Source organism: Variovorax sp. Soil_C_33 (assembly GCF_057656935.1).
Genome location: NZ_JBDGJK010000009.1, coordinates 70,988 through 89,849, shown reverse-complemented (window position 1 = coordinate 89,849; position 18,862 = coordinate 70,988). Strand labels below are relative to the sequence as shown.

General features: G+C 68.0%; 15 protein-coding genes. 10 read left to right on the top strand and 5 right to left on the bottom strand.

Annotated elements, in window-relative coordinates; translation table 11 throughout:
- Nucleotides 1-10: 10 nt before the first annotated feature.
- On the bottom strand, nucleotides 11-1,297 hold the full coding sequence (locus AC3A6B_RS15615) for a branched-chain amino acid ABC transporter substrate-binding protein (RefSeq protein WP_487837598.1): 1,287 nt from the start codon (nucleotides 1,295-1,297) through the stop codon (nucleotides 11-13).
- A 122-nt stretch (nucleotides 1,298-1,419) separates the two neighbouring features.
- On the opposite strand from AC3A6B_RS15615, the gene AC3A6B_RS15610 reads away from it, so the two are divergent.
- Nucleotides 1,420-1,791 (top strand): Hsp20/alpha crystallin family protein, encoded by a 372-nt coding sequence (locus AC3A6B_RS15610; RefSeq protein ID WP_487837597.1) that lies wholly within the window; start codon nucleotides 1,420-1,422, stop codon nucleotides 1,789-1,791.
- Here the strand turns inward: AC3A6B_RS15610 and AC3A6B_RS15605 are convergent.
- Nucleotides 1,784-2,026, bottom strand: coding sequence for a hypothetical protein (locus tag AC3A6B_RS15605; protein WP_487837596.1), 243 nt, complete (start codon nucleotides 2,024-2,026; stop codon nucleotides 1,784-1,786). The two genes, AC3A6B_RS15610 and AC3A6B_RS15605, sit on opposite strands and share 8 nt — an antisense overlap.
- Between AC3A6B_RS15605 and AC3A6B_RS15600 the strand changes: the two genes are divergently transcribed.
- Entirely contained in the window at nucleotides 2,012-2,743 is a 732-nt protein-coding gene (locus AC3A6B_RS15600; protein WP_487837595.1) for an alpha/beta hydrolase, read from the top strand. The two genes, AC3A6B_RS15605 and AC3A6B_RS15600, sit on opposite strands and share 15 nt — an antisense overlap.
- Here AC3A6B_RS15600 and tsaD read toward each other — a convergent pair.
- Nucleotides 2,688-3,740, bottom strand: coding sequence for a tRNA (adenosine(37)-N6)-threonylcarbamoyltransferase complex transferase subunit TsaD (tsaD, locus tag AC3A6B_RS15595; protein ID WP_487837594.1), 1,053 nt, complete (start codon nucleotides 3,738-3,740; stop codon nucleotides 2,688-2,690). The two genes, AC3A6B_RS15600 and tsaD, sit on opposite strands and share 56 nt — an antisense overlap.
- A gap of 84 nt (nucleotides 3,741-3,824) precedes the next feature.
- Between tsaD and AC3A6B_RS15590 the strand changes: the two genes are divergently transcribed.
- The 4 genes from AC3A6B_RS15590 to AC3A6B_RS15575 all read left to right on the top strand — a co-directional run bounded on the left by AC3A6B_RS15590 (nucleotide 3,825) and on the right by AC3A6B_RS15575 (nucleotide 8,427).
- Nucleotides 3,825-5,126: a nitrate- and nitrite sensing domain-containing protein gene (locus AC3A6B_RS15590; protein ID WP_487837732.1), complete on the top strand. Its 1,302-nt coding sequence runs from the start codon at nucleotides 3,825-3,827 to the stop codon at nucleotides 5,124-5,126.
- 316 nt (nucleotides 5,127-5,442) lie between these two features.
- The gene (locus AC3A6B_RS15585) at nucleotides 5,443-6,687 is read left to right on the top strand and encodes a CmpA/NrtA family ABC transporter substrate-binding protein (RefSeq protein WP_487837593.1); all 1,245 of its coding nucleotides are present in this window, start codon (nucleotides 5,443-5,445) and stop codon (nucleotides 6,685-6,687) included.
- Nucleotides 6,688-6,697: 10 nt separating this feature from the next.
- Complete coding sequence (gene ntrB, locus AC3A6B_RS15580; RefSeq protein ID WP_487837592.1) at nucleotides 6,698-7,624, top strand: nitrate ABC transporter permease; 927 nt, start codon at nucleotides 6,698-6,700, stop codon at nucleotides 7,622-7,624.
- The gene (locus AC3A6B_RS15575) at nucleotides 7,621-8,427 is read left to right on the top strand and encodes an ABC transporter ATP-binding protein (RefSeq protein ID WP_487837591.1); all 807 of its coding nucleotides are present in this window, start codon (nucleotides 7,621-7,623) and stop codon (nucleotides 8,425-8,427) included. The genes ntrB and AC3A6B_RS15575 overlap by 4 nt, the downstream gene beginning before the upstream one ends.
- Nucleotides 8,428-8,448: 21 nt before the next feature.
- Here AC3A6B_RS15575 and AC3A6B_RS15570 read toward each other — a convergent pair whose 3' ends face one another.
- Nucleotides 8,449-9,714, bottom strand: a complete 1,266-nt coding sequence (locus tag AC3A6B_RS15570; protein WP_487837590.1) for a type IV pili methyl-accepting chemotaxis transducer N-terminal domain-containing protein — start codon at nucleotides 9,712-9,714, stop codon at nucleotides 8,449-8,451.
- A gap of 265 nt (nucleotides 9,715-9,979) precedes the next feature.
- Here AC3A6B_RS15570 and AC3A6B_RS15565 point away from each other — a divergent pair, with 265 nt between their 5' ends.
- Nucleotides 9,980-11,257, top strand: a complete 1,278-nt coding sequence (locus tag AC3A6B_RS15565; protein WP_487837589.1) for an MFS transporter — start codon at nucleotides 9,980-9,982, stop codon at nucleotides 11,255-11,257.
- 32 nt (nucleotides 11,258-11,289) lie between these two features.
- Here AC3A6B_RS15565 and AC3A6B_RS15560 read toward each other — a convergent pair whose 3' ends face one another.
- Nucleotides 11,290-12,996, bottom strand: a complete 1,707-nt coding sequence (locus AC3A6B_RS15560) for a bifunctional protein-serine/threonine kinase/phosphatase (protein WP_487837588.1) — start codon at nucleotides 12,994-12,996, stop codon at nucleotides 11,290-11,292.
- A 58-nt stretch (nucleotides 12,997-13,054) separates the two neighbouring features.
- Between AC3A6B_RS15560 and nirB the strand changes: the two genes are divergently transcribed.
- Genes nirB through AC3A6B_RS15545 form a run of 3 tightly spaced genes read left to right on the top strand, consistent with a single transcriptional unit; the run spans nucleotide 13,055 to nucleotide 18,782 of the window.
- The gene (gene nirB / locus AC3A6B_RS15555) at nucleotides 13,055-15,511 is read left to right on the top strand and encodes a nitrite reductase large subunit NirB (RefSeq protein ID WP_487837587.1); all 2,457 of its coding nucleotides are present in this window, start codon (nucleotides 13,055-13,057) and stop codon (nucleotides 15,509-15,511) included.
- 17 nt (nucleotides 15,512-15,528) lie between these two features.
- Nucleotides 15,529-15,954, top strand: coding sequence for a nitrite reductase small subunit NirD (nirD, locus tag AC3A6B_RS15550; RefSeq protein ID WP_126836737.1), 426 nt, complete (start codon nucleotides 15,529-15,531; stop codon nucleotides 15,952-15,954).
- A 29-nt stretch (nucleotides 15,955-15,983) separates the two neighbouring features.
- On the top strand, nucleotides 15,984-18,782 hold the full coding sequence (locus AC3A6B_RS15545) for a nitrate reductase (protein WP_487837586.1): 2,799 nt from the start codon (nucleotides 15,984-15,986) through the stop codon (nucleotides 18,780-18,782).
- Nucleotides 18,783-18,862: the final 80 nt, after the last annotated feature.

Below are 18,862 nucleotides of genomic sequence, written 5' to 3'. Positions count from 1 at the left end.
TCCTTGGAGGTCAGGAGCGCTGCATCTTGCAGCTGGTGGGCATCTCGGCCCGTTCGGCAGGGATTGTCCTCACCACGCGGAAGCCGTAGCCGGAACCTTCGACGTCGAACTTCACGCCGGGTGTGCCCTGCTTGTCCATCACACCGACCACCAGGTTCTGCTGAAACTGGTGATCGGCGGCGCGCATGCGGCCGCTCTGGCCCGCCAGCGTGACCTCGGCCTTTTCGAGCGCGCGCGCCACGGCCACCGTCTCGACGCTGCCGGCGCGTTCGATCGCCTGCGCCAGCGACTCGACCAGCAACTGCATGCGCATGTGCACGTAGTCCTCGGCCGGCTTGGGGAAGCGCTCGCGGAAGGCGCGGTAGAAGACTTCGGATTCCCGCGTCTGCACATTCGGCAACCAGTCGGCCACGGCAACCACTCGGCCGATGCCGGCGTCGCCGATGGCCGCCGGCGCACCGAGCGCATTGCCATAGAAGGTGTAGAAGCTGCCGCTGAAACCCGCCTCGCGCGCTGCCTTCACGAGCAGCGTGAGGTCGTTGCCCCAGTTGCCGGTGATCACGGCCTGAGCGCCGCTCGCGAGGATCTTGCTGGCGTAGGGCGCGAAGTCCTTCACGCGGCCCATCGGATGCAACTCGTCGCCGACGATCTGCACGTCGGGCCGCAGCGCGCCGAGCTGCCGCTTCGATTCGCGCAGCACCGCCTGGCCGAAGCTGTAGTCCTGCCCGATCAGGTAGACCCGCTTGAGCGCGGCGTCGTTCTTCAGCACGTCCATCAGCGCGGTCATGCGCATGTCGGCGTGCGCATCGAAGCGAAAGTGCCAGAAGCTGCAGCGCTCGTTGGTGAGCGCCGGATCGACCGCCGAGTAGTTGAGGAACAGCACGCGGCGCGACGGGTCGCGCTCGTTGTTCTTCTCGATGGCATCCACCAGCGCGGCGGCCGTGGCCGAGGAGTTGCCCTGCAGCACGATGCGCGCGCCGTCGTCCATGGCCGCGCGCAGCGCCGACAACGCCTCTTCGTTCTGGCCCTTGCTGTCGTAGCGGTCCAGCTGCAGCGGCCGGGCGCCGCCGGGCAGCTTGATGCCCCCGCGCGCATTCACGCGCTCGACAGCCCACAGCAGGTTGCGGAACACCGCTTCGCCGGTGTTGGCGAACGGCCCGCTCACGCTCTCGATCAGCGCGAGCCGGATCGGCGGCGGCACAGGCTGAGCATGCACCGGCGCGAACGCCGCCGCGCATAGCGCCAGAGCGGCGAATTTCAAGGCCTTGCGGCGCCAAATAAAGCTGGAAAAACTCATCTTGAAACGCCTCCCGCCGCGCCTAGATGAGGTGGCAAGCGGCACTTGTGTTGATTGAAACGCCGCGCAGTGTAAGGGACACACATTCTTGTCCCCATTGTGTTCATTCAGGAGTTCCCATCATGTTTTTTGCACCCGCAATTCGCACCGCCCGCTTCGTGCCGCGCGCATATGACCAGAGCCTCGAGCGCTTCGTGAACGATGCCTTTGCCGCCGCGCGCCGCTCGCTCAATGTCGAACAGGACGAAAAGACCTGGACGCTGACGCTGGACGTTCCGGGCTTCTCGCGCGAAGACCTGACGATCGGCATCGAAGGTGCCGTGGTTCGCATCGAAAGCAAGGCGGATGCAAAACGCCAATTCAAGGCTGCCTATGAACTGCCGCAGGACATCGATGCCGCCACCAGCGAAGCCAAGCTCGAAAACGGCGTCCTGACTCTGAAGCTGGGCAAGCTGGTCCCCGTGAGCAACGTCGCGCAGCTCACTATCAACTGATACGAAGTTGTTTCAGAAGCCAAGAAGAGGCAATAAAGGTAAACGGGCCGGTAACTTTTTGTTGCCGGCCCGTTTCATTTCTGAACTCAAAATAAGCACAAGAAAACGTCGCATTTGTGGCGTTTTTTTCAAATGCTTTCCTCTTAATTTGCGTTCGATACCTTGACTGCGGCAGCAGGAAAAAGTCTCGGGCGCTCGACAAAGCGCCATGAAAACGCACTTGAAGCTTGCTCACGACGATTCACGGTCGGACACCTTGCTGGTGTTCCTGCCGGGCGCGTTCCTGAAGCCTGAGGAGTTCGAGCGCGAGGGCTTCATCAGCGCGGTCAGGGAGCGCGATCTGGCGGCCGACGCTCTGCTCGTCGACGCCGACGTGTCGTACTACTACGACCAGACCTTCATCGAGCGGCTGCATCACGACATCCTCCAGCCGCAGCGTGCAACGGGTTACAAGTCGATCTGGCTGGTGGGCATCTCGATCGGCGGTTTCGGCGCCCTGATCCACGAGCTGGCCAAGCCCGGTGCCGTCGACGGCATCGTGGCGCTGGCCCCCTATCTCGGACGGCGGCCGCTCGGCGCCGAAATCCACAAGGCCGGCGGCCTGCGCGCCTGGAAGGCGCCCGAAGGCCCGCCGCCGGACCTGGAGGTCGATCGCAAGCTCTGGCCCTGGCTTCAGCAGTACGCAGCCTCCAAGCCCGCCAAGGGCCTGCCGCCGCTGTACCTGGGCTTCGGCCTTGCCGACCGCTTTGCGGCCAATCACCGCCTGCTGGCGGAGGCCTTGCCTGCCGGGCGCGTGTTCACCACCGAAGGCGGTCACGACTGGCCGCAGTGGTCGCAACTCTGGCGCAAGGTGCTCGAGGTGCTGCCGCTGCCCTCGCACGGCAAGAAGCGCGCGACTACCCGAACCGCGGCTCCGGCGCGCAGAGGGAAGCCAGTGGCCATCGCGGCTTGACGTCGAAGGCATAGCGCTCGCTCGTCTGCCCCAGGCCGGCCTGCAGGCGCATCGCGGCGGCCATCGCGATCATGGCACCGTTGTCGGTGCACAGATGCAGTTCGGGGTAGTGCACGCGCACCCCGCGCTTTGCGCATGCCGCATCGAGCTGTTCGCGCAAAGCCCGGTTGGCGCCCACGCCGCCGGCCACCACCAGACGGTCCAGCCCCGTCCGCTCGATGGCGGCCAGCGACTTCTTCAGCAGCACGTCGACGATCGCCGCTTGCGTGGAGGCGGCCAGATCCGCCTTGCGCGCTTCGAGCTCGGCACCGAGCTTCCTGGCTTGGGTCAGCACCGCCGTCTTCAAGCCGGCAAAGGAGAAGTCGAGATCGCCGCTGTGCAGCAGGGGCCGCGGCAGCTTGAAGGCCGCGGCATCGCCCTGCTCTGCCAGCTTGGCGAGCCAGGGGCCGCCGGGATAGGGCAGGCCCATCAGCTTGGCGCTCTTGTCGAAAGCTTCGCCGGCTGCATCGTCGATGGTTTCGCCGAGCAGCTCGTAGCGCCCCACGCCGTCGACCCGCATCAGTTGCGTGTGACCGCCAGAGACCAGCAGCGCGACGAAGGGGAACTCGGGCGGATCGGCGCTGAGAAAGGGCGACAGCAGGTGGCCCTCCAGGTGATGCACGCCCAGCACCGGCTTGCCGAGCGCCGCGCCCAGTGCGCAGGCCACCCCCGCGCCCACCAGCAGCGCGCCGGCCAGCCCGGGCCCGCGCGTGTAGGCGACGACGTCGATATCGGCCAGCGCCCGGCCGGCCTCGGACAGCACTGTCTGCGCCAGGGGCAGCACGCGCCGGATGTGGTCGCGGCTGGCCAGCTCGGGCACCACGCCGCCGTAGGCCTGGTGCATCGCGATCTGGCTGTGGAGCGCATGTGCGGCCAAGCGCGGCAAGCCGCTCGCGCCGGACTCGACCAGGGCCACGCCGGTCTCATCGCACGACGATTCGATTCCCAATACAAACATGCGACGAGTGTAGGGTGCGCACGGTATCGGGGCACGGATGTTGCTGCATGTCCTTAGGATGGCTCTGCAGCCATCGCATCCATGATGAAATCCGGACTGAGCTTTCTGATTGCCGCGCTGCGTTGCGAAATCGACGCACTGGAGCAGCTCGCCCGCACCAGTGCGCTGGTCGGCACGATCGGCCGCCTGGTCCATGCGCTGCAGCGCGAACGCGGCATCTCGAACGTGCTGCTGGCTTCGCGCGGCCAGCGCTTCGCCTCGCAACGCAGCGAGCAGATCGCCGAATGCCTGCGCGCAGAAGAAGCGGTGCGCCTTTCGTTCGATCAGCTCGAGGCCGATGCCGGCCGCATCGGCAACGGTGCGCGCCTGTTCAGCCGCATCGCCTGGGTGCTGCCGGGCCTCGAGGCGCTGCCCGAGCTGCGCCGCCGCGTCGGTGCCTTGGAGCTCAGCCCCGCCGAGGCAACGGCCGCCTTCGTCAAGTTGGTCGCCGGGCTGCTCGCGGTCGTGTTCGAAGCCGCGGACGGCGCCACCGATCCGGAAATCTCTCGCCAGCTCGTGGCCATGTTCAATTTCATGCAAGGCAAGGAGTTCGCCGGCCAGGAGCGCGCCTGCGGCGCGGCGGCCTTCGCCTCGGGCTACAACGACAGCGCGCGCCAGCAGCAGTGGTTGCATCTGATCGAATCGCAGGAGCGCTGCTTCCAGGTTTTCGCCGAGTTCTCGGGCACGGACCTGGCGGAGCTCTGGCGCGCCGGCCAGTCCGCCGCGCCGTCGGCCGAGCAGGAACGGCTGCGCCGCATCGCCTGCGCAGCACCTGCGGGCGTGGCGCTCGATACCGAGCTGAGCCAGACCTGGTTCGACTGCTGCAGCCGGCGCATCGACGCCATGCAATCGGTCGAAGAGCGCCTGGCCGCCGACCTGCGCCGGACCTGCGAACAAAAAACGAGTCAGGCCCGAGCCGAGTTGGAAGCTCACGACGCGCTGCTGGCCAAGCTGGCGCGCGAGGCAGGCGCACCGGCGGCAGCCTTCTTCGACGAGCAGCCTGTCGCCGACTCGCCGCCTCATTCGCAATCCATCGCCGCCGCACCCCCCTACGGCCGGCAGCTCGAACGATCGATTCTGGAGATGGTGCAAGAGCAGTCGCATCGCCTGCAGGCGATGAGCGACGAGCTCGACACCGTGCGCGCGGCCCTCAACGAGCGCAAGCTGGTCGAACGCGCCAAGGGCCTCTTAATGGCGCATCGCCGCATCAGCGAGGAGGAGGCACACAAGATGCTGCGCCAGACGGCCATGAGCCAGAACCGCAGGCTGGTCGATGTCGCCGAATCGGTGCTTTCGATGGCCGAATACCTGCCCCGCGAGCCGGCATCCCGGGCGCCTCGCACCTGAATTGGTGCACTGCACAACAACTGTGCTTCGATCGCAGTTCAAAGGATCCGGCGCCCTTTGCTCACGGTACAGGCTTCCGAAGCTATCGATTTGATAGCAACCCATCTCCATGAACTGCTGGCACGCAGTTTGCTAAAGAAACCTGCATAGACCTGCAAGGGTCTTCTGGCAGGTGGCATCCAACGGCGGGTGCGACCCACCGAACCGGACAAAGGCGTCCCCATCCCGCAGGGCTCGACATCGAGCGGCCCCTGCGCGGTCGGGACGCCTTTTTTTGTTTTGTGCCTTTCGTCTTTTTCATTCCGGAGCTCGCCCCATGACCGATGTGCTGAAACCGAAGTTGAATCGCCGCCGCGTGCTGCAAGCCGCCGCCATCGGCGCAGTCGGGCTCGACCCCGCCCTGCGCGCAGCCGTCTGGGCCCAGGGCTCGGACAAGCCCGAAAAGGAAGAAGTCAAGATCGGCTTCATCCCCCTGACCGACTGCGCCAGCGTCGTCATGGCCTCGGTGCTCGGCATCGACAAGAAATACGGCGTGAAGATCGTGCCGAGCAAGGAAGCGAGCTGGGCCGGCGTGCGCGACAAGCTGGTCAATGGCGAGCTCGACTTCGCTCACGTGCTCTATGGCCTGATCTACGGCGTGCACCTCGGCACCGCCGGGCCGAAGAAGGACATGGCCATCCTGATGACGCTCAACAACAACGGCCAGGCGATCACGCTGTCGAAGAAGCTGGCCGACAAGGGCGCGGTCGACGGCGCCTCGCTGGCCAAGGTGATGGCGAAGGAGAAAGGCGAATACACCTTCGCCCACACCTTCCCGACCGGCACCCACGCGATGTGGCTCTACTACTGGCTGGCCGCCAACGGCGTCAACCCGTTGAAGGATGCCAAGGTCATCACCGTGCCGCCGCCGCAGATGGTCGCCAACATGCGCGTGGGCAACATGGACGGCTACTGCGTCGGCGAACCGTGGGGCCAGCGCGCGATCATGGACGGCATCGGCATCACGGCCGTCACCACGCAGGACATCTGGAAGGACCATCCCGAGAAGGTGCTCGGCACCACCGGCGACTTCGTCAAGAAATACCCCAACACGGCGCGCGCGGTGACGGCCGCGATTCTCGAAGCCGGCAAGTGGATCGATGCCGGCCTGCAGAACAAGAACAAGATGGCCGAAACCATCGCCGACAAGAGCTACGTCAACACAAGCGTGGACGCCATCAACCAGCGCATCCTGGGCCGCTACACCAACGGCCTGGGCAAGAACTGGGACGACCCGAACCACATGAAGTTCTACAACGACGGCGCGGCGACCTTCCCCTACTTGTCCGACGGCATGTGGTTCCTCACGCAGCACAAGCGCTGGGGCCTGCTGAAGGAGCATCCCGACTACCTCAAGGTGGCCACGGAGATCAACCGCATCGATATCTACAAGCAGGCTGCAGCCGCGACCAAGACCTCCGTTCCCAAGGACGCCATGCGCAGCAGCAAGCTGATCGACGGCGCGGTGTGGGACGGCAAGGATCCGAAGAAGTACGCCGAGTCGTTCAAGGTCAATGCCTGAGGAGCCCGCCATGGTCAGTGCCGTCTTTCACTCCCCGCTCGAGGCTGCCCAGGGGCAGCTCGCCACGCCGGCAGCCGCCAGGAAGTCAGCGGCCGCCTCCATCCCGCCTGCAGAGCCCGCGGTGCGGGAAGAGGCCGCGCCCCGCGCACCGCGCGACTTCAGCTGGATCTGGCTGCGCGTGCTGCCGCCGATCCTGGGCTTTGCTTTGCTGGTGCTGATCTGGGAACTGGTGGCGCTGAAAAGCACCACCGGCTTCCCGTCGCCGGCCGCCGTCTGGCAACAGGCGCTCGCCGTGTTCAGCGATCCCTTCTACAGCAAGGGCCCCAACGACCAGGGCGTGGGCTGGAACGTGCTCTCGTCGCTCCAGCGCGTGGCGTTCGGCTTCGGTCTCGCCGCCGCGGTCGGCATCCCGGCCGGCTTCGCGATCGGCCGCTTCGAGTTCCTCTCGCGCATGTTCAACCCGCTGATCAGCCTGCTGCGCCCGGTCTCTCCGCTGGCCTGGCTGCCGATCGGCCTGCTGGTCTTCAAGGGCGCCAACCCGGCCGCCATCTGGACCATTTTCATCTGCTCGATCTGGCCCATGATCATCAACACCGCGGTGGGCGTGCAGCGCGTGCCGAGCGACTACATGAACGTGGCCCGGGTGCTCAATCTTTCCGAGTGGAAGATTCTCACCAAGATCCTGTTCCCCGCCGTGCTGCCCTACATGCTGACCGGCGTGCGCCTGGCGGTCGGCACCGCCTGGCTGGTGATCGTTGCGGCCGAGATGCTGACCGGCGGCGTCGGCATCGGCTTCTGGGTCTGGGACGAGTGGAACAACCTCAACGTCGCCAACATCATCATCGCGATCTTCGTCATCGGCATGGTCGGGCTCGCGCTCGAGTTCGCGCTGATCCGGATCGCCACCGCATTCACGTTCGAAGAGGTGAAAGCATGAGCGATCAGAAATACATCGAAATCCACGAGGTCGAACAGCGCTTCAAGACGCCCAAGGGCAGCTTCCTCGCCCTGCGCGACATCAACCTGCAGGTGGCCAAAGGCGAGTTCATCACGCTGATCGGGCATTCGGGCTGCGGCAAGTCGACGCTGCTGAACCTGATCGCCGGCCTCACCACGCCCACGCAGGGGGTGCTGCTGTGCGCCAACCGCGAGATCAAGGGCCCGGGGCCCGAGCGCGCTGTGGTGTTCCAGAACCATTCGCTCTTGCCCTGGCTCACCTGCTACGAGAACGTCTACCTCGCCGTCGAGCGCGTGTTCGCCTCGACCGAGAACAAGGCGCAGCTCAAGGCGCGCACCGAAGCGGCGCTCGCGCTGGTCGGCCTCACGCCGGCCGCGCAGAAGCGCCCGGGCGAGATCTCCGGCGGCATGAAGCAGCGCGTGGGCATTGCGCGCGCGCTGTCGATGGAGCCCAAGGTGCTGCTGATGGACGAGCCCTTCGGCGCGCTCGACGCGCTCACGCGCGCCAAGCTGCAGGACGAGCTGCTGGCCATCGTGCAGAAGACGCACAGCACGGTGGTGATGGTCACGCACGACGTCGACGAGGCGGTGCTGCTGTCGGACCGCATCGTCATGCTCACCAACGGCCCGGCCGCCACCATCGGCGAGGTGCTGGCAGTCGACATCCCGCGCCCGCGCAACCGCGTCGAGCTCGCGGAAGACCCCGTCTACGTGCACGCCCGCAAGGCCGTGATCGACTTTCTCTACACGCGCCAGGCGCACGTGGAGAAGGTCACGGCCTGAGCGAGCAGGCCGAACACCGGCTCAGGACATGATGACCTGCAGGCTGTGTTCATATGAAGCGGTGAGCCGGTCGAAGGTGTCGGCCAGCACCTCGCTGGCGCGCACCAGATCGGCGCGTCCCTCGGCCCGGTCGGCCTGGCGCACGCCGCGCACCAGCCGCAGCCATTCGTCGCGGGCGCCGTGGAGCGCCTCGCGGATCTCGGGCGAGCTCAGCGGCGCACGCTCCAGCTCCAGCAGCGAGGACTCGAAGGTGTCCATGGTGGGCGCGAGGCGCGCGCTCCACGCGCCCTCGGGCAGCATCGCGCCAAGCAGCGCGTCCTTGGCCAGCCGCTGGGCGCGCATGCGCTGCCGCCCGCAGAGATTGACGATGCGCAAGGCCCTGCGGCCGGCGGAGGACTCGAGCACGTCGGTGAGCGCCTCGGCCGCGATCAGCAGCTCTTCGCCGCTGGCGTCGATGGCGGCCAGCGAGGCCGCGGACAGCCGCGAGGTCAGCGCCGCATCCATGGCATCCCATGCCGCGCGCACCGCCGCCAGCGCCTGCATCGAGCTCGGATCCAGCGGGAGGGAAGCCAGGTGATCGAGGTTGTCCTTGACCCGCTCGACCGACTGCGCGCGCAAGGCGCGGCTGCGCCGCGCATCCACATCTGCAAGCGCCTGCGCCGCCAGGCGCACCAGCCGCTGCGAGAGCATGCGCAGTTGCCCGGCACGGTTGATCGCCTCGGCCCACTGGGCCGCCTCGACCACCGAGCGCGAGAGTTCGCCGACCCGCAGGTTGGCATGCATCGCGGCACCGCGCAGCAGGCCGAAGGCGGCGTCCTCGCCGATGCCGCGGGCCGACATCAGGAGACCCTTGGCGCGGTCCACCCACTTGCGCTCGTCGAGGTGGGCGAGCGAGCGCGCCAGCGTGTCGCGCAGCGCCGCCTCGCGCTGCCAGCGCGCCTGCGCGCGCGCCAGCACGGCGCGCAGACCCTGCGCATCCAGGGTCTCGGCGCACGCCCAGGCGTGCACGCCCAGCTCGACGAGCGCCTCATGCACTTCTGGCGACAGCGGCCCGCTGACCACCACGACCGGATGCGGCGGCGCACCGGCCCACGCATGCAGCGCAGCCTGCAGCTCGGGGATGGATGGGGGCCTGTGGATCAGGACCTGCTGCGGTGCGAGCATCGCGGCCTCCTGCACCATCGTGTCGCAGGTGCTGAAGCCGATGGCGACGCCGTCCGCGCCCGCCAGCATCGGGCTCAGCGCCTCGGCATCGGAGTCGGGCAAGACGAGCAAGAGTCGAATCATGGAAGTTGGATCGCGAACAAGGGGGGCGAGCGCAGCATAGGCGAAGCGCGCGTTTGGCGGCAGGCACGCGTCTTGCGTAACGAAGGTCGCGGTGTAACGAAGCACCGCTTTGGTGAAGTTCTCGGCCAGCACGCCGACCCGGGTCCCGGCAGGGGCTCGCTCGCCACCCATCCGTCCCGCCGGCGCCCGGCGGGAAACTCCTATTCATCGCCCATCCACGCAGCCGCGCCACGGCCGTGCGGATGCTTTTCGCATTGCCACCGCCATGTCCAGCTTCAAGTCATTCCTGCGCTCCGGGCACGCACCCACCCTCTTTGCGGCCTTCTTCTACTTCATGTTCTCGTGCTGCATCTGGGTGCTGAACGGCGCGATGGCACCCTTCATCAGCGAGGCCTTCCAGCTGAACCCGGCGCAGAAGGGGCTGATGCTGTCGATCCCGATCATCGCCGGCGCGCTGATGCGCTTTCCGCTCGGCATCCTGTCGCAGTACATCGGGCGCAAGAACGCCACGCTTGTGGAGATGGGGCTGATCGCGGTGGCGATGCTGTTCGGCTTCTTCATGGTGCACAGCTTCAACGACCTGCTGGCCATGGGCGTGCTGCTGGGCATCGCCGGCGCCAGCTTCGGCGTCGCCCTGTCGCTGGGCTCGGGCTCCTTCCCGCCGCAGAACAAGGGCCTGGCGATGGGTCTGGTGGGCGCCGGCAACGTGGGCACGGCGCTGTCGGTGCTGGTCGCGCCGCCGCTGGCGCAGTGGCTCGGCTGGCAGGCCGTCTACGGCGTGGCGGCAGTGGCCATCCTGGTGCCCATGGCTGTGATGGTGCTGTTCGCCCAGGAGCCGCCGGACGTCGACAGCCATGCCAGCCTGCGCGAGCACATGGCCTGCCTGTTCGAGAAGGACGGCTGGGCCTTCAGCCTGATCTACGGCATCACCTTCGGCGGCTTCATCGGCCTCACCACCTTCCTGCCTTCCTACTACCACGACCAGTTCGGCGTGAGCAAGGTGCAGGCGGGCCAGCTGACGATGCTGGCCGCATTCATGGGCGCCGCGGTGCGCGTGATGGGCGGCTGGATTTCCGACCGCTGGGGCGGCGTCAACACGCTGACGCTGGTGCTGGTGGTGTCGGCGGTCTCGCTGGCGCTGATCGGGCTCTCATCCGGCTCGCTCGCGATCACCACGCTGCTGCTGATGGTGTGCTTCGCAGCCCTGGGCGCGGGCAACGGCGCGCTGTTCCAGCTGGTGCCGCTGCGCTGGCCGACGACCACGGCCGTAGCCGGCTCGATGATCGGCGAGATCGGCGCCCTCGGCGGCGGCCTGGTGCCCAATGCGATGGGCTTGTCGAAACAGTATCTGGGCACCTACATGTGGGGCTTCATGCTGTTCGCGGTGCTGGCCCTGGTGATGCTGGGCGTGATGCGGGTCATGCAGATCCGCTGGACGCGGACCTGGGCCGAAAAGGGCGGCCGCGCGCGCAGCGTACCGGCCGATCCGGCCGACGAGGGCGACCGGCCGGTTCGGCCGCTGCGCCGCAGCGCCGGACGTTGACGACCATGCGTCGCCCCCTCCCCCTCCTGCGCTCAGCGCGGCAGGAACAGCAGCCAGTAGACGAGCAGCGCGTTGAAGAGCAGCGACGCGGCCAGCGCGATCTTCCACAGCAGGGCCGGATCGCGCCGCGCGAGCGGCGTGGCGGTCGGCGCGCCGACGGGGCGGGCCGCGCCTCGCTCCAGGGCCAGCAGCATTTCCTCGGCAGTCTCGAAGCGCTGCCGCGAATCGCGCGCCACCGCCTTGCGCACCAAGTGGTCGAGCCAGATCGGCACGTCCGGCCGGATGCGCGACAGCGCCACAGGGTCGCGCCGGTAGCGGGCGATCTGGTAGGGCTCGATCTCGCCGTAGGGCAAGCGCCCGCCCAGCCACTGGTACAGCACCACGCCGAGGGCGAACAGGTCGCTGCCCGCATCGGGCACGGCGCCCTCCCATTGCTCGGGGTTCATGAAGCTGGGCGTGCCGGCATGCAGCTCGCGCTGCGCCCCGCCCTCCCGGCCCGAGAGCGCCACGCCGAGGTCGAGGATGCGCCAGCAGCCGTCGTCGCCCAGGTGCAGGTTGCCGGGCTTGATGTCCCGATGCACCACGCCGTGGCGGTGCAGCCGGCCCAGCGCCTTGCAGATCTGGACCGCGGCGGCCACCACCTCGGCCACGTTCGGGCGCGTGCCGGAACGCAGCATCTGCTCGACGGTGCGGCCGCCATGCCAGTCGAACACGGTGTAGAGCGCGCTGGCCTCGGGTGCGCGTTCGTGCACGCGCACGAAGCCGGGCTCGCCGCGGCCGCCCACGCGCAGGCCCAGCCAGGCCTCGTGCGCCAGCATGGCGCGCTCCTCGGGATCGCTGGCGCGCGAAGGATGCAGGGTCTTGAGCGCGACCAACGCGCGGCTCTGCGCGTGGCGGGCCTGGTAGAGCCGATGCACGCCGGTGTCGGCCACCAGCGCGGTGATCGCGTAGCCGTCCAGCACCTCGCCCACCTTCAGGGCCGCGGGCGGATCCAGGCGGCGCGCATCGCCCAGCTCGTCGTGCAGCTGGCGCGCGTCCAGCCCGAGCACGCGGATGACCAGCGCGGTGGCGTTGTCGCGGGTGCCGGCGGCGATGGCGGCGTCGACCAGCGCGTCGCTGGCCTGCTGCGCATTGGTGGCCAGCGCGAGCTCGGCCACGCGCGCGGGCTTCAGCACGCCGTGCACGCCGTCGGTGCTGAGCACGAAGCAGTCGCCGATGCGCAGCTCGCCCTGCATGTAGTCGACGCGCACATGGTCGTCCAGGCCCACCGCGCGCGTCAGGCGGCTGCGCAGGTCGGGATGGTCCAGCGCATGGTCGACGCTCAACTGCGTGGCCGCGCCCTCGTCCTTGCGCACGCGCCAGGCGCGCGTGTCGCCCACGTGGGCCAGCGTGTAGCTCTGCCCGTGCAAGGCCAGCGCGGTCAGCGTGGTCATGGCGCTGTCCTGGCGGCGGCGCCGGTTGTGATCGGCCAGCCAGGCGTTCTGGGCGGCGATCAGGCGGTCCATCGCGACCGTCGGCTCCCAGGTGTCGGGCGTGGCGAAGTAGTCGCCCAAAAGGCCGATGACGGTGGTCTGCGCCGCCTCCAGCCCGTGGCCGCCCGAAGAAACGCCGTCGGCGATCGCCGCGATCAGCCCGCGCGACTCCTCGCCGCGCGGCGCATGCACCGCGCCGGCGAAGTCCTCGTTCTGCGGGCGCGGCCCGCGGTGGCTGCTGTAGCCGATCTCTACTTCGAAGCTCATGGCGCGCGATTGTCCGCGCAAGCCGCGAGCCCCCTCTTTGCTTGAAAGGTCCCACCCCATGAAGAAGATGAAACTCGTGATGGTCGGCAACGGCATGGCCGGCGTGCGCACGCTCGAAGAGCTGCTGAAGATCGAGCCCGATCTCTACGACATCACCGTCTTCGGCGCCGAGCCGCATCCCAACTACAACCGCATCCTGCTGTCGCCGGTGCTCGCCGGCGAGCAGACGGTCGACGAGATCGTGCTCAACAGCTGGGAGTGGTATGCCGAGAACAACATCACGCTGCATGCCGGCAAGAAGGTGGTCGAGGTCGATCGCGTCAAGCGCATCGTGCGCGCCGAGGACGGCACCGAGGCCGCCTACGACCGCCTGCTGATGTGCACCGGCTCCAATCCCTTCATGCTGCCGGTGCCCGGCAAGGACCTGAAGGGCGTGATCGCCTACCGCGACATCGCCGACACCGACTACATGATCGAGACCGCGAAGACGCACAAGAACGCGGTGGTGATCGGCGGCGGCCTGCTGGGCCTGGAAGCGGCCAACGGCCTGATGCTGCGCGGCATGAACGTGACCGTGGTGCATGTCATGCCCTGGCTCATGGAGCGCCAGCTCGACGACGTGGCGGGCAAGCTGCTGCAGAAGTCGCTGGAGGACCGCGGCCTCAAGTTCCTGATCGGCGCGCAGACGCAGGAGCTGGTCGGCAACGATGAGGGGCGCGTCAATGCCATCCGCTTCAAGGACGGCACCGAAGTCGCGGCCGACCTGGTCGTGATGGCCGTGGGCATCCGCCCCAACGTCGAGCTGGCCGAGAAGATGCGCCTGCACTGCAACCGCGGCATCGTGGTCACCGACACCATGCAGACCGTGACCGACGCGCGCATCTATTCGGTGGGCGAATGCGCGGCTCACCGCGGCATCGCCTACGGCCTGGTGGCGCCCTTGTTCGAGCAGGCCAAGGTGGCGGCGAACCACTTGGCGCAGTTCGGCATCGGCCGCTACCTCGGCTCGCTGACCTCGACCAAGCTCAAGGTCACCGGCATCGACCTGTTCTCCGCCGGCGAGTTCATGGGCGGCGAAGGCACCGAGGAGATCGTGATGAGCGATCCCTTCGGCGGCGTCTACAAGAAGCTGGTGATCAAGGACGACAAGCTGGTCGGCGCCTGCCTCTACGGCGACACGGTCGACGGCAGCTGGTACTTCAAGCTGCTGCGCGACGGCCGCAGCGTGAGCGACATCCGCGACAAGCTGATGTTCGGCGAATCCAACATCGGCGACACCGGCCACGAAGGCCACAGCAAGGCGGCCAGCATGCCCGACGACGCCGAGGTCTGCGGCTGCAACGGCGTCAGCAAGGGCACCATCTGCAAGGCGATCAAGGACAAGGGCCTGTTCACGCTCGAAGAGGTCAAGAAGCACACCAAGGCCAGCGCCTCCTGCGGCTCCTGCACCGGCCTAGTGGAACAGATCCTGATGTTCACCGCCGGCGGCGACTACTCGGCCACGCCGAAGAAGAAGGCGGTCTGCGGCTGCACCGACGCCAGCCACCAGGACGTGCGCGACGCGATCCGCAAGGAGCACTGGCTCACGCACGACGAGGTGTACCGCGGCCTCGGCTGGCGCACGCCCAACGGCTGCGCCACCTGCCGCCCGGCCGTCAACTACTACCTGATCTCGACCTGGCCCAAGGAGGCGAAGGACGATCCGCAGAGCCGCTTCATCAACGAGCGCAGCCACGCCAACATCCAGAAGGACGGCACCTACTCGGTGATCCCGCGCATGTGGGGCGGCCACACCACGCCCGACGAGCTGCGCCGCATCGCGGACGCGGCCGACAAGTACAAGATCCCGACCGTCAAGGTCACGGGCGGCCAGCGCATCGACCTGCTGGGGGTGAAGAAGGAAGACCTGGAGAACGTCTGGAAGGACATCGGCATGCCCTCGGGCTTTGCCTACGCCAAGTCGCTGCGCACGGTGAAGACCTGCGTCGGCAGCGAGTGGTGCCGCTTCGGCACCCAGGACTCGACGCAGATGGGCAAGGACCTCGAGCGCGCGCTCTGGGCCATGTACTCGCCGCACAAGGTCAAGCTGGCGGTCTCGGGCTGCCCGCGCAACTGCGCCGAGGCCGGCATCAAGGACGTGGGCGTGATCGGCGTCGACTCGGGCTGGGAACTCTACGTCGGCGGCAACGGCGGCATCAAGACCGAGGTGGCGCAGTTCCTCGTAAAGGTCAAGACCTCCGAGGAAGTGATGGAGTACGCGGGCGCCTTCCTGCAGCTCTACCGCGAAGAGGGCTGGTACCTGGAGCGCACGGTGCACTACATCGGCCGCGTGGGCCTGGACTACGTCAAGAAGAAGATCCTCGAGGACGCCGAAGGCCGCAAGGCCTTGTGGGAGCGGCTGCAGTTCGCGCTCGACGGCGAACCGGACCCGTGGTTCGAATCGAGCCAGGCCTCGGTCGACGTGCGGCAGTTCACGCCCGTGGCCGTCGTCGACAACGCCGCCCAGCCGGCTTGAAAAAAAGGAAAACACCGATGAGCGAATGGAAAGTCATCTGCCGCGTCGACGACATCCCCGTGCTCGGCGCGCGCCGCGTGGCGCGTCCGGTGGGCGTGGACGTCGCGGTATTCCGCAATGCCGAGAACCAGGTGTTCGCGCTGCTCGACCGCTGCCCGCACAAGGGCGGGCCGCTGTCGCAGGGCATCGTGTTCGGCACCAGCGTGGCCTGTCCGCTGCACAACTGGGCGATCGGCCTGGACGACGGCTGCGCGAAATCGCCCGACGAAGGCTGCACGCCGCGCTTCGCGTGCAAGGTGGAAGGCGAGCAGGTCATGCTGGACGCGCGCGAACTGGCCACGCTGGCGCTCGACCTGGCTCCACCTCGCGCCGGCCCCGGCGCTGCAACGGCGGGCAAGCTGGGCGACGAGAGCTTCGACGTGCAGGCGCCGCACGGCATATAGCCGCGACGATGGAAGAGATCTAGCCTGCCATGGTTGAAACCCGTTCCACCTGCCCTTACTGCGGCGTGGGCTGCGGCGTGGTCATCGAGTCCGATGGCGCGCAGATCACCGGCGTGCGCGGCGACCCGGAGCATCCGGCCAACTTCGGCCGCCTGTGCACCAAGGGCTCGACCCTGCACCTGACGGCCAGCGCGGCGGTCACGCGGCAGACGCGGCTGTTGCAGCCGATGCGGCGTGCCGAGCGCGGTGCGGCGCCCGAGGCCGTCGGCTGGGACATTGCGCTCGACACGGCCGCCGACAAGTTCGCGCAGGTCATCAACGACCACGGCCCGGAGGCCGTCGGCTTCTACGTCTCGGGCCAGTTGCTCACCGAGGACTACTACGTCTTCAACAAGCTGGCCAAGGGCCTGATCGGCACCAACAACATCGACACCAATTCGCGCCTGTGCATGAGCAGCGCGGTGGCCGGCTACAAGAAGACGCTGGGCGCCGATGCGCCGCCGGCCTGCTACGACGACCTGAAGCACGCCGAGTGCCTGTTCATCGCCGGCAGCAACACGGCCTGGGCGCATCCGATCCTGTTCCGCCGCATCGAGGACGCAAAGGCCGCCAACCCGGCGATGAAGATCGTGGTGGCCGATCCGCGCCGCACCGACACCTGCGAGATCGCCGACCTGCACCTGGCGATCCAGCCGGGCACCGACGTGATGCTCTTCAACGGCATGCTGCACCTGATGCTGTGGGAAGGCTGGACCGATGCGCGCTACATCGCCGCCCACACCAGCGGCTTCGAGGCGCTCAAGGCCACCGTGCGCGATTACACGCCCGATCGCGTGGCGCAGGTCTGCGGCATCTCGAAGGACGATCTGCTCACGGCCGCACGCCTCTTCGCCACCTCGGCCGCGACGCTGAGCCTCTATTGCCAGGGCTTGAACCAGTCCTCGTCGGGCACCGCCAAGAACGCAGCGCTGATCAACCTGCACCTGGCGACCGCGCAGATCGGCAGGCCCGGCGCCGGCCCCTTCTCGCTGACCGGCCAGCCCAATGCGATGGGCGGCCGCGAAGTGGGCGGCCTGGCCAACCTGCTGTCGGCGCACCGCGACCTCGCCAACCCGCAGCATCGCGCCGAGGTCGCCGCGCTCTGGGGCCTGCCCTCGGTGCCCGAGAAGCCCGGCAAGACCGCGGTCGAAATGTTCCAGGCCGCCGCCGACGGCGAGATCCGCGCGCTCTGGATCGCCTGCACCAATCCCGCGCAGTCGATGCCCGACCAGGCAACCGTGCGCCGCGCGCTCGAACGTTGCGAGTTCGTGGTGGTGCAGGAAGCCTTCTCGACCACCTCCACCTGCGACTTCGCCGACCTGCTGCTGCCGGCCACCACCTGGGGCGAAAAGAACGGCACCGTCACCAACAGCGAGCGCTGCGTCTCGCGCGTGCGCCCGGCCGTCGCGGCGCCGGGCGAGACGCGCGACGACTGGGCCATCGCGATGGATTTCGCGCGCCGGCTCGAAGCACGGCTGGCGCGCGCGAACACGCTGTTCCCCTATTCGAGCGCCGAAGCGATCTGGAACGAGCATCGCGAATCCACGCGCGGCCGCGATCTCGACATCACCGGCATGAGCTACGCGATGCTCGAGGCTGCGCCGCGGCAATGGCCGCTGCGCGAGGGCGAGACCACCGGCCGCGCGCGCCTCTACGAAGACGGCGTGTTCGCCACGCCCGACGGCCGTGCGCGCTTCGCCGACGTCGCCTACAAGCCGGTGGCCGAAGCCCGCGAGGCACGCTTTCCGTTCTCGCTCAACACCGGCCGCCTGCGCGACCAGTGGCACGGCATGAGCCGCACCGGGACGCTGGGCCGCCTGTTCGGCCACATGGCGGAGCCGACGGTGCAGATGCACGCGCAGGACATGGCGCGCCGCCAGTTGAAGGAGGGCGACCTGGTGCACGTCACCTCGCGGCGCGGATCGATCGTGCTGCCCGTCGCGGCCAGTGCCGAGGTGGGGATGAGCCAGGCCTTCATCGCCATGCACTGGGGCGGTGAATACCTCAGCGGCCGCTCCAGCACCGGCGAGCCACTGGCCGGCGTCAATGCGCTCACGACGCCGGTCTTCTGCCCCGATTCGAAACAGCCGGAACTCAAGCACGCGGCCGTCAAGATCCTCAAGGCCGAACTGCCCTGGTCCTTGCTGGCGCTCGCCTGGCTGCCGCAGGACGCGTCCCTGGACATCCGCGAGGCCCTGCGCGCACTGATGCTGTCCTTCCCCTTTGCCAGCTGCGTGCCGTTCGGAACCGGCGGCGCCCTGGAGGGCAGCGGGCCGGAACGCACCGGCATCCTCTTTCGCGCGGCCGCCTACGACGCGCCTTCCAACGACGTGCTCACCCGCATCGAAGGCCTGCTGGGGCTCGGCGGCGCCGACACCTTGCGCTATGCCGATGCCAAGCACGGGCAGCGGCGCGCGGCGCGGCTGGTGCGCGAAGGCCAGGATGCGCATCTCGAAGGCTTCCTGCTGGCCGGCGACACGCGCGCAGAGGCCTGGATCAAGACCTTGCTGCAGGACCAGTTGCCCGCCCAGGCCTATGGCCGCCAGCTGCTCAAGCCCGGCGCCGCCGCCCCGGCAGGCGTGACGGCGCGCGGCAAGGTCATCTGCAGTTGCTTCGGCGTGACGCAGACCGCCATCGGCGAGCGCCTGGCGGCCGCTTCGGGTTCGGAGAGCGATCGCCTCGCCGCACTGCAGGGCGCACTGAAATGCGGCACCAATTGCGGCTCCTGCCTGCCCGAGCTCAAGCGCATGGTGCGCGCCAGCGGGGCACCGGCCCTGGCCGAGCCATGAGGGCATGGACGGCTTCCCTTCCTGTGTTCCAGGGCATAAGCGCAGCCGCATTGCGGCATAAGCCTTGCAGGACAATGGGC

Excerpts from the sequence above, each read along its gene's own strand:
- AC3A6B_RS15545 (WP_487837586.1), top strand. The coding sequence starts at position 15,984 with ATGGTTGAAACCCGTTCCACCTGCCCTTACTGCGGCGTGGGCTGCGGC.
- AC3A6B_RS15590 (WP_487837732.1), top strand. The coding sequence starts at position 3,825 with ATGAAATCCGGACTGAGCTTTCTGATTGCCGCGCTGCGTTGCGAAATC.
- AC3A6B_RS15570 (WP_487837590.1), bottom strand. The coding sequence starts at position 9,714 with ATGATTCGACTCTTGCTCGTCTTGCCCGACTCCGATGCCGAGGCGCTG.
- AC3A6B_RS15565 (WP_487837589.1), top strand. The coding sequence starts at position 9,980 with ATGTCCAGCTTCAAGTCATTCCTGCGCTCCGGGCACGCACCCACCCTC.
- AC3A6B_RS15560 (WP_487837588.1), bottom strand. The coding sequence starts at position 12,996 with ATGAGCTTCGAAGTAGAGATCGGCTACAGCAGCCACCGCGGGCCGCGC.
- AC3A6B_RS15585 (WP_487837593.1), top strand. The coding sequence starts at position 5,443 with ATGACCGATGTGCTGAAACCGAAGTTGAATCGCCGCCGCGTGCTGCAA.
- ntrB (WP_487837592.1), top strand. The coding sequence starts at position 6,698 with ATGGTCAGTGCCGTCTTTCACTCCCCGCTCGAGGCTGCCCAGGGGCAG.
- AC3A6B_RS15575 (WP_487837591.1), top strand. The coding sequence starts at position 7,621 with ATGAGCGATCAGAAATACATCGAAATCCACGAGGTCGAACAGCGCTTC.
- tsaD (WP_487837594.1), bottom strand. The coding sequence starts at position 3,740 with ATGTTTGTATTGGGAATCGAATCGTCGTGCGATGAGACCGGCGTGGCC.
- AC3A6B_RS15615 (WP_487837598.1), bottom strand. The coding sequence starts at position 1,297 with ATGAGTTTTTCCAGCTTTATTTGGCGCCGCAAGGCCTTGAAATTCGCC.
- AC3A6B_RS15610 (WP_487837597.1), top strand. The coding sequence starts at position 1,420 with ATGTTTTTTGCACCCGCAATTCGCACCGCCCGCTTCGTGCCGCGCGCA.
- nirB (WP_487837587.1), top strand. The coding sequence starts at position 13,055 with ATGAAGAAGATGAAACTCGTGATGGTCGGCAACGGCATGGCCGGCGTG.
- nirD (WP_126836737.1), top strand. The coding sequence starts at position 15,529 with ATGAGCGAATGGAAAGTCATCTGCCGCGTCGACGACATCCCCGTGCTC.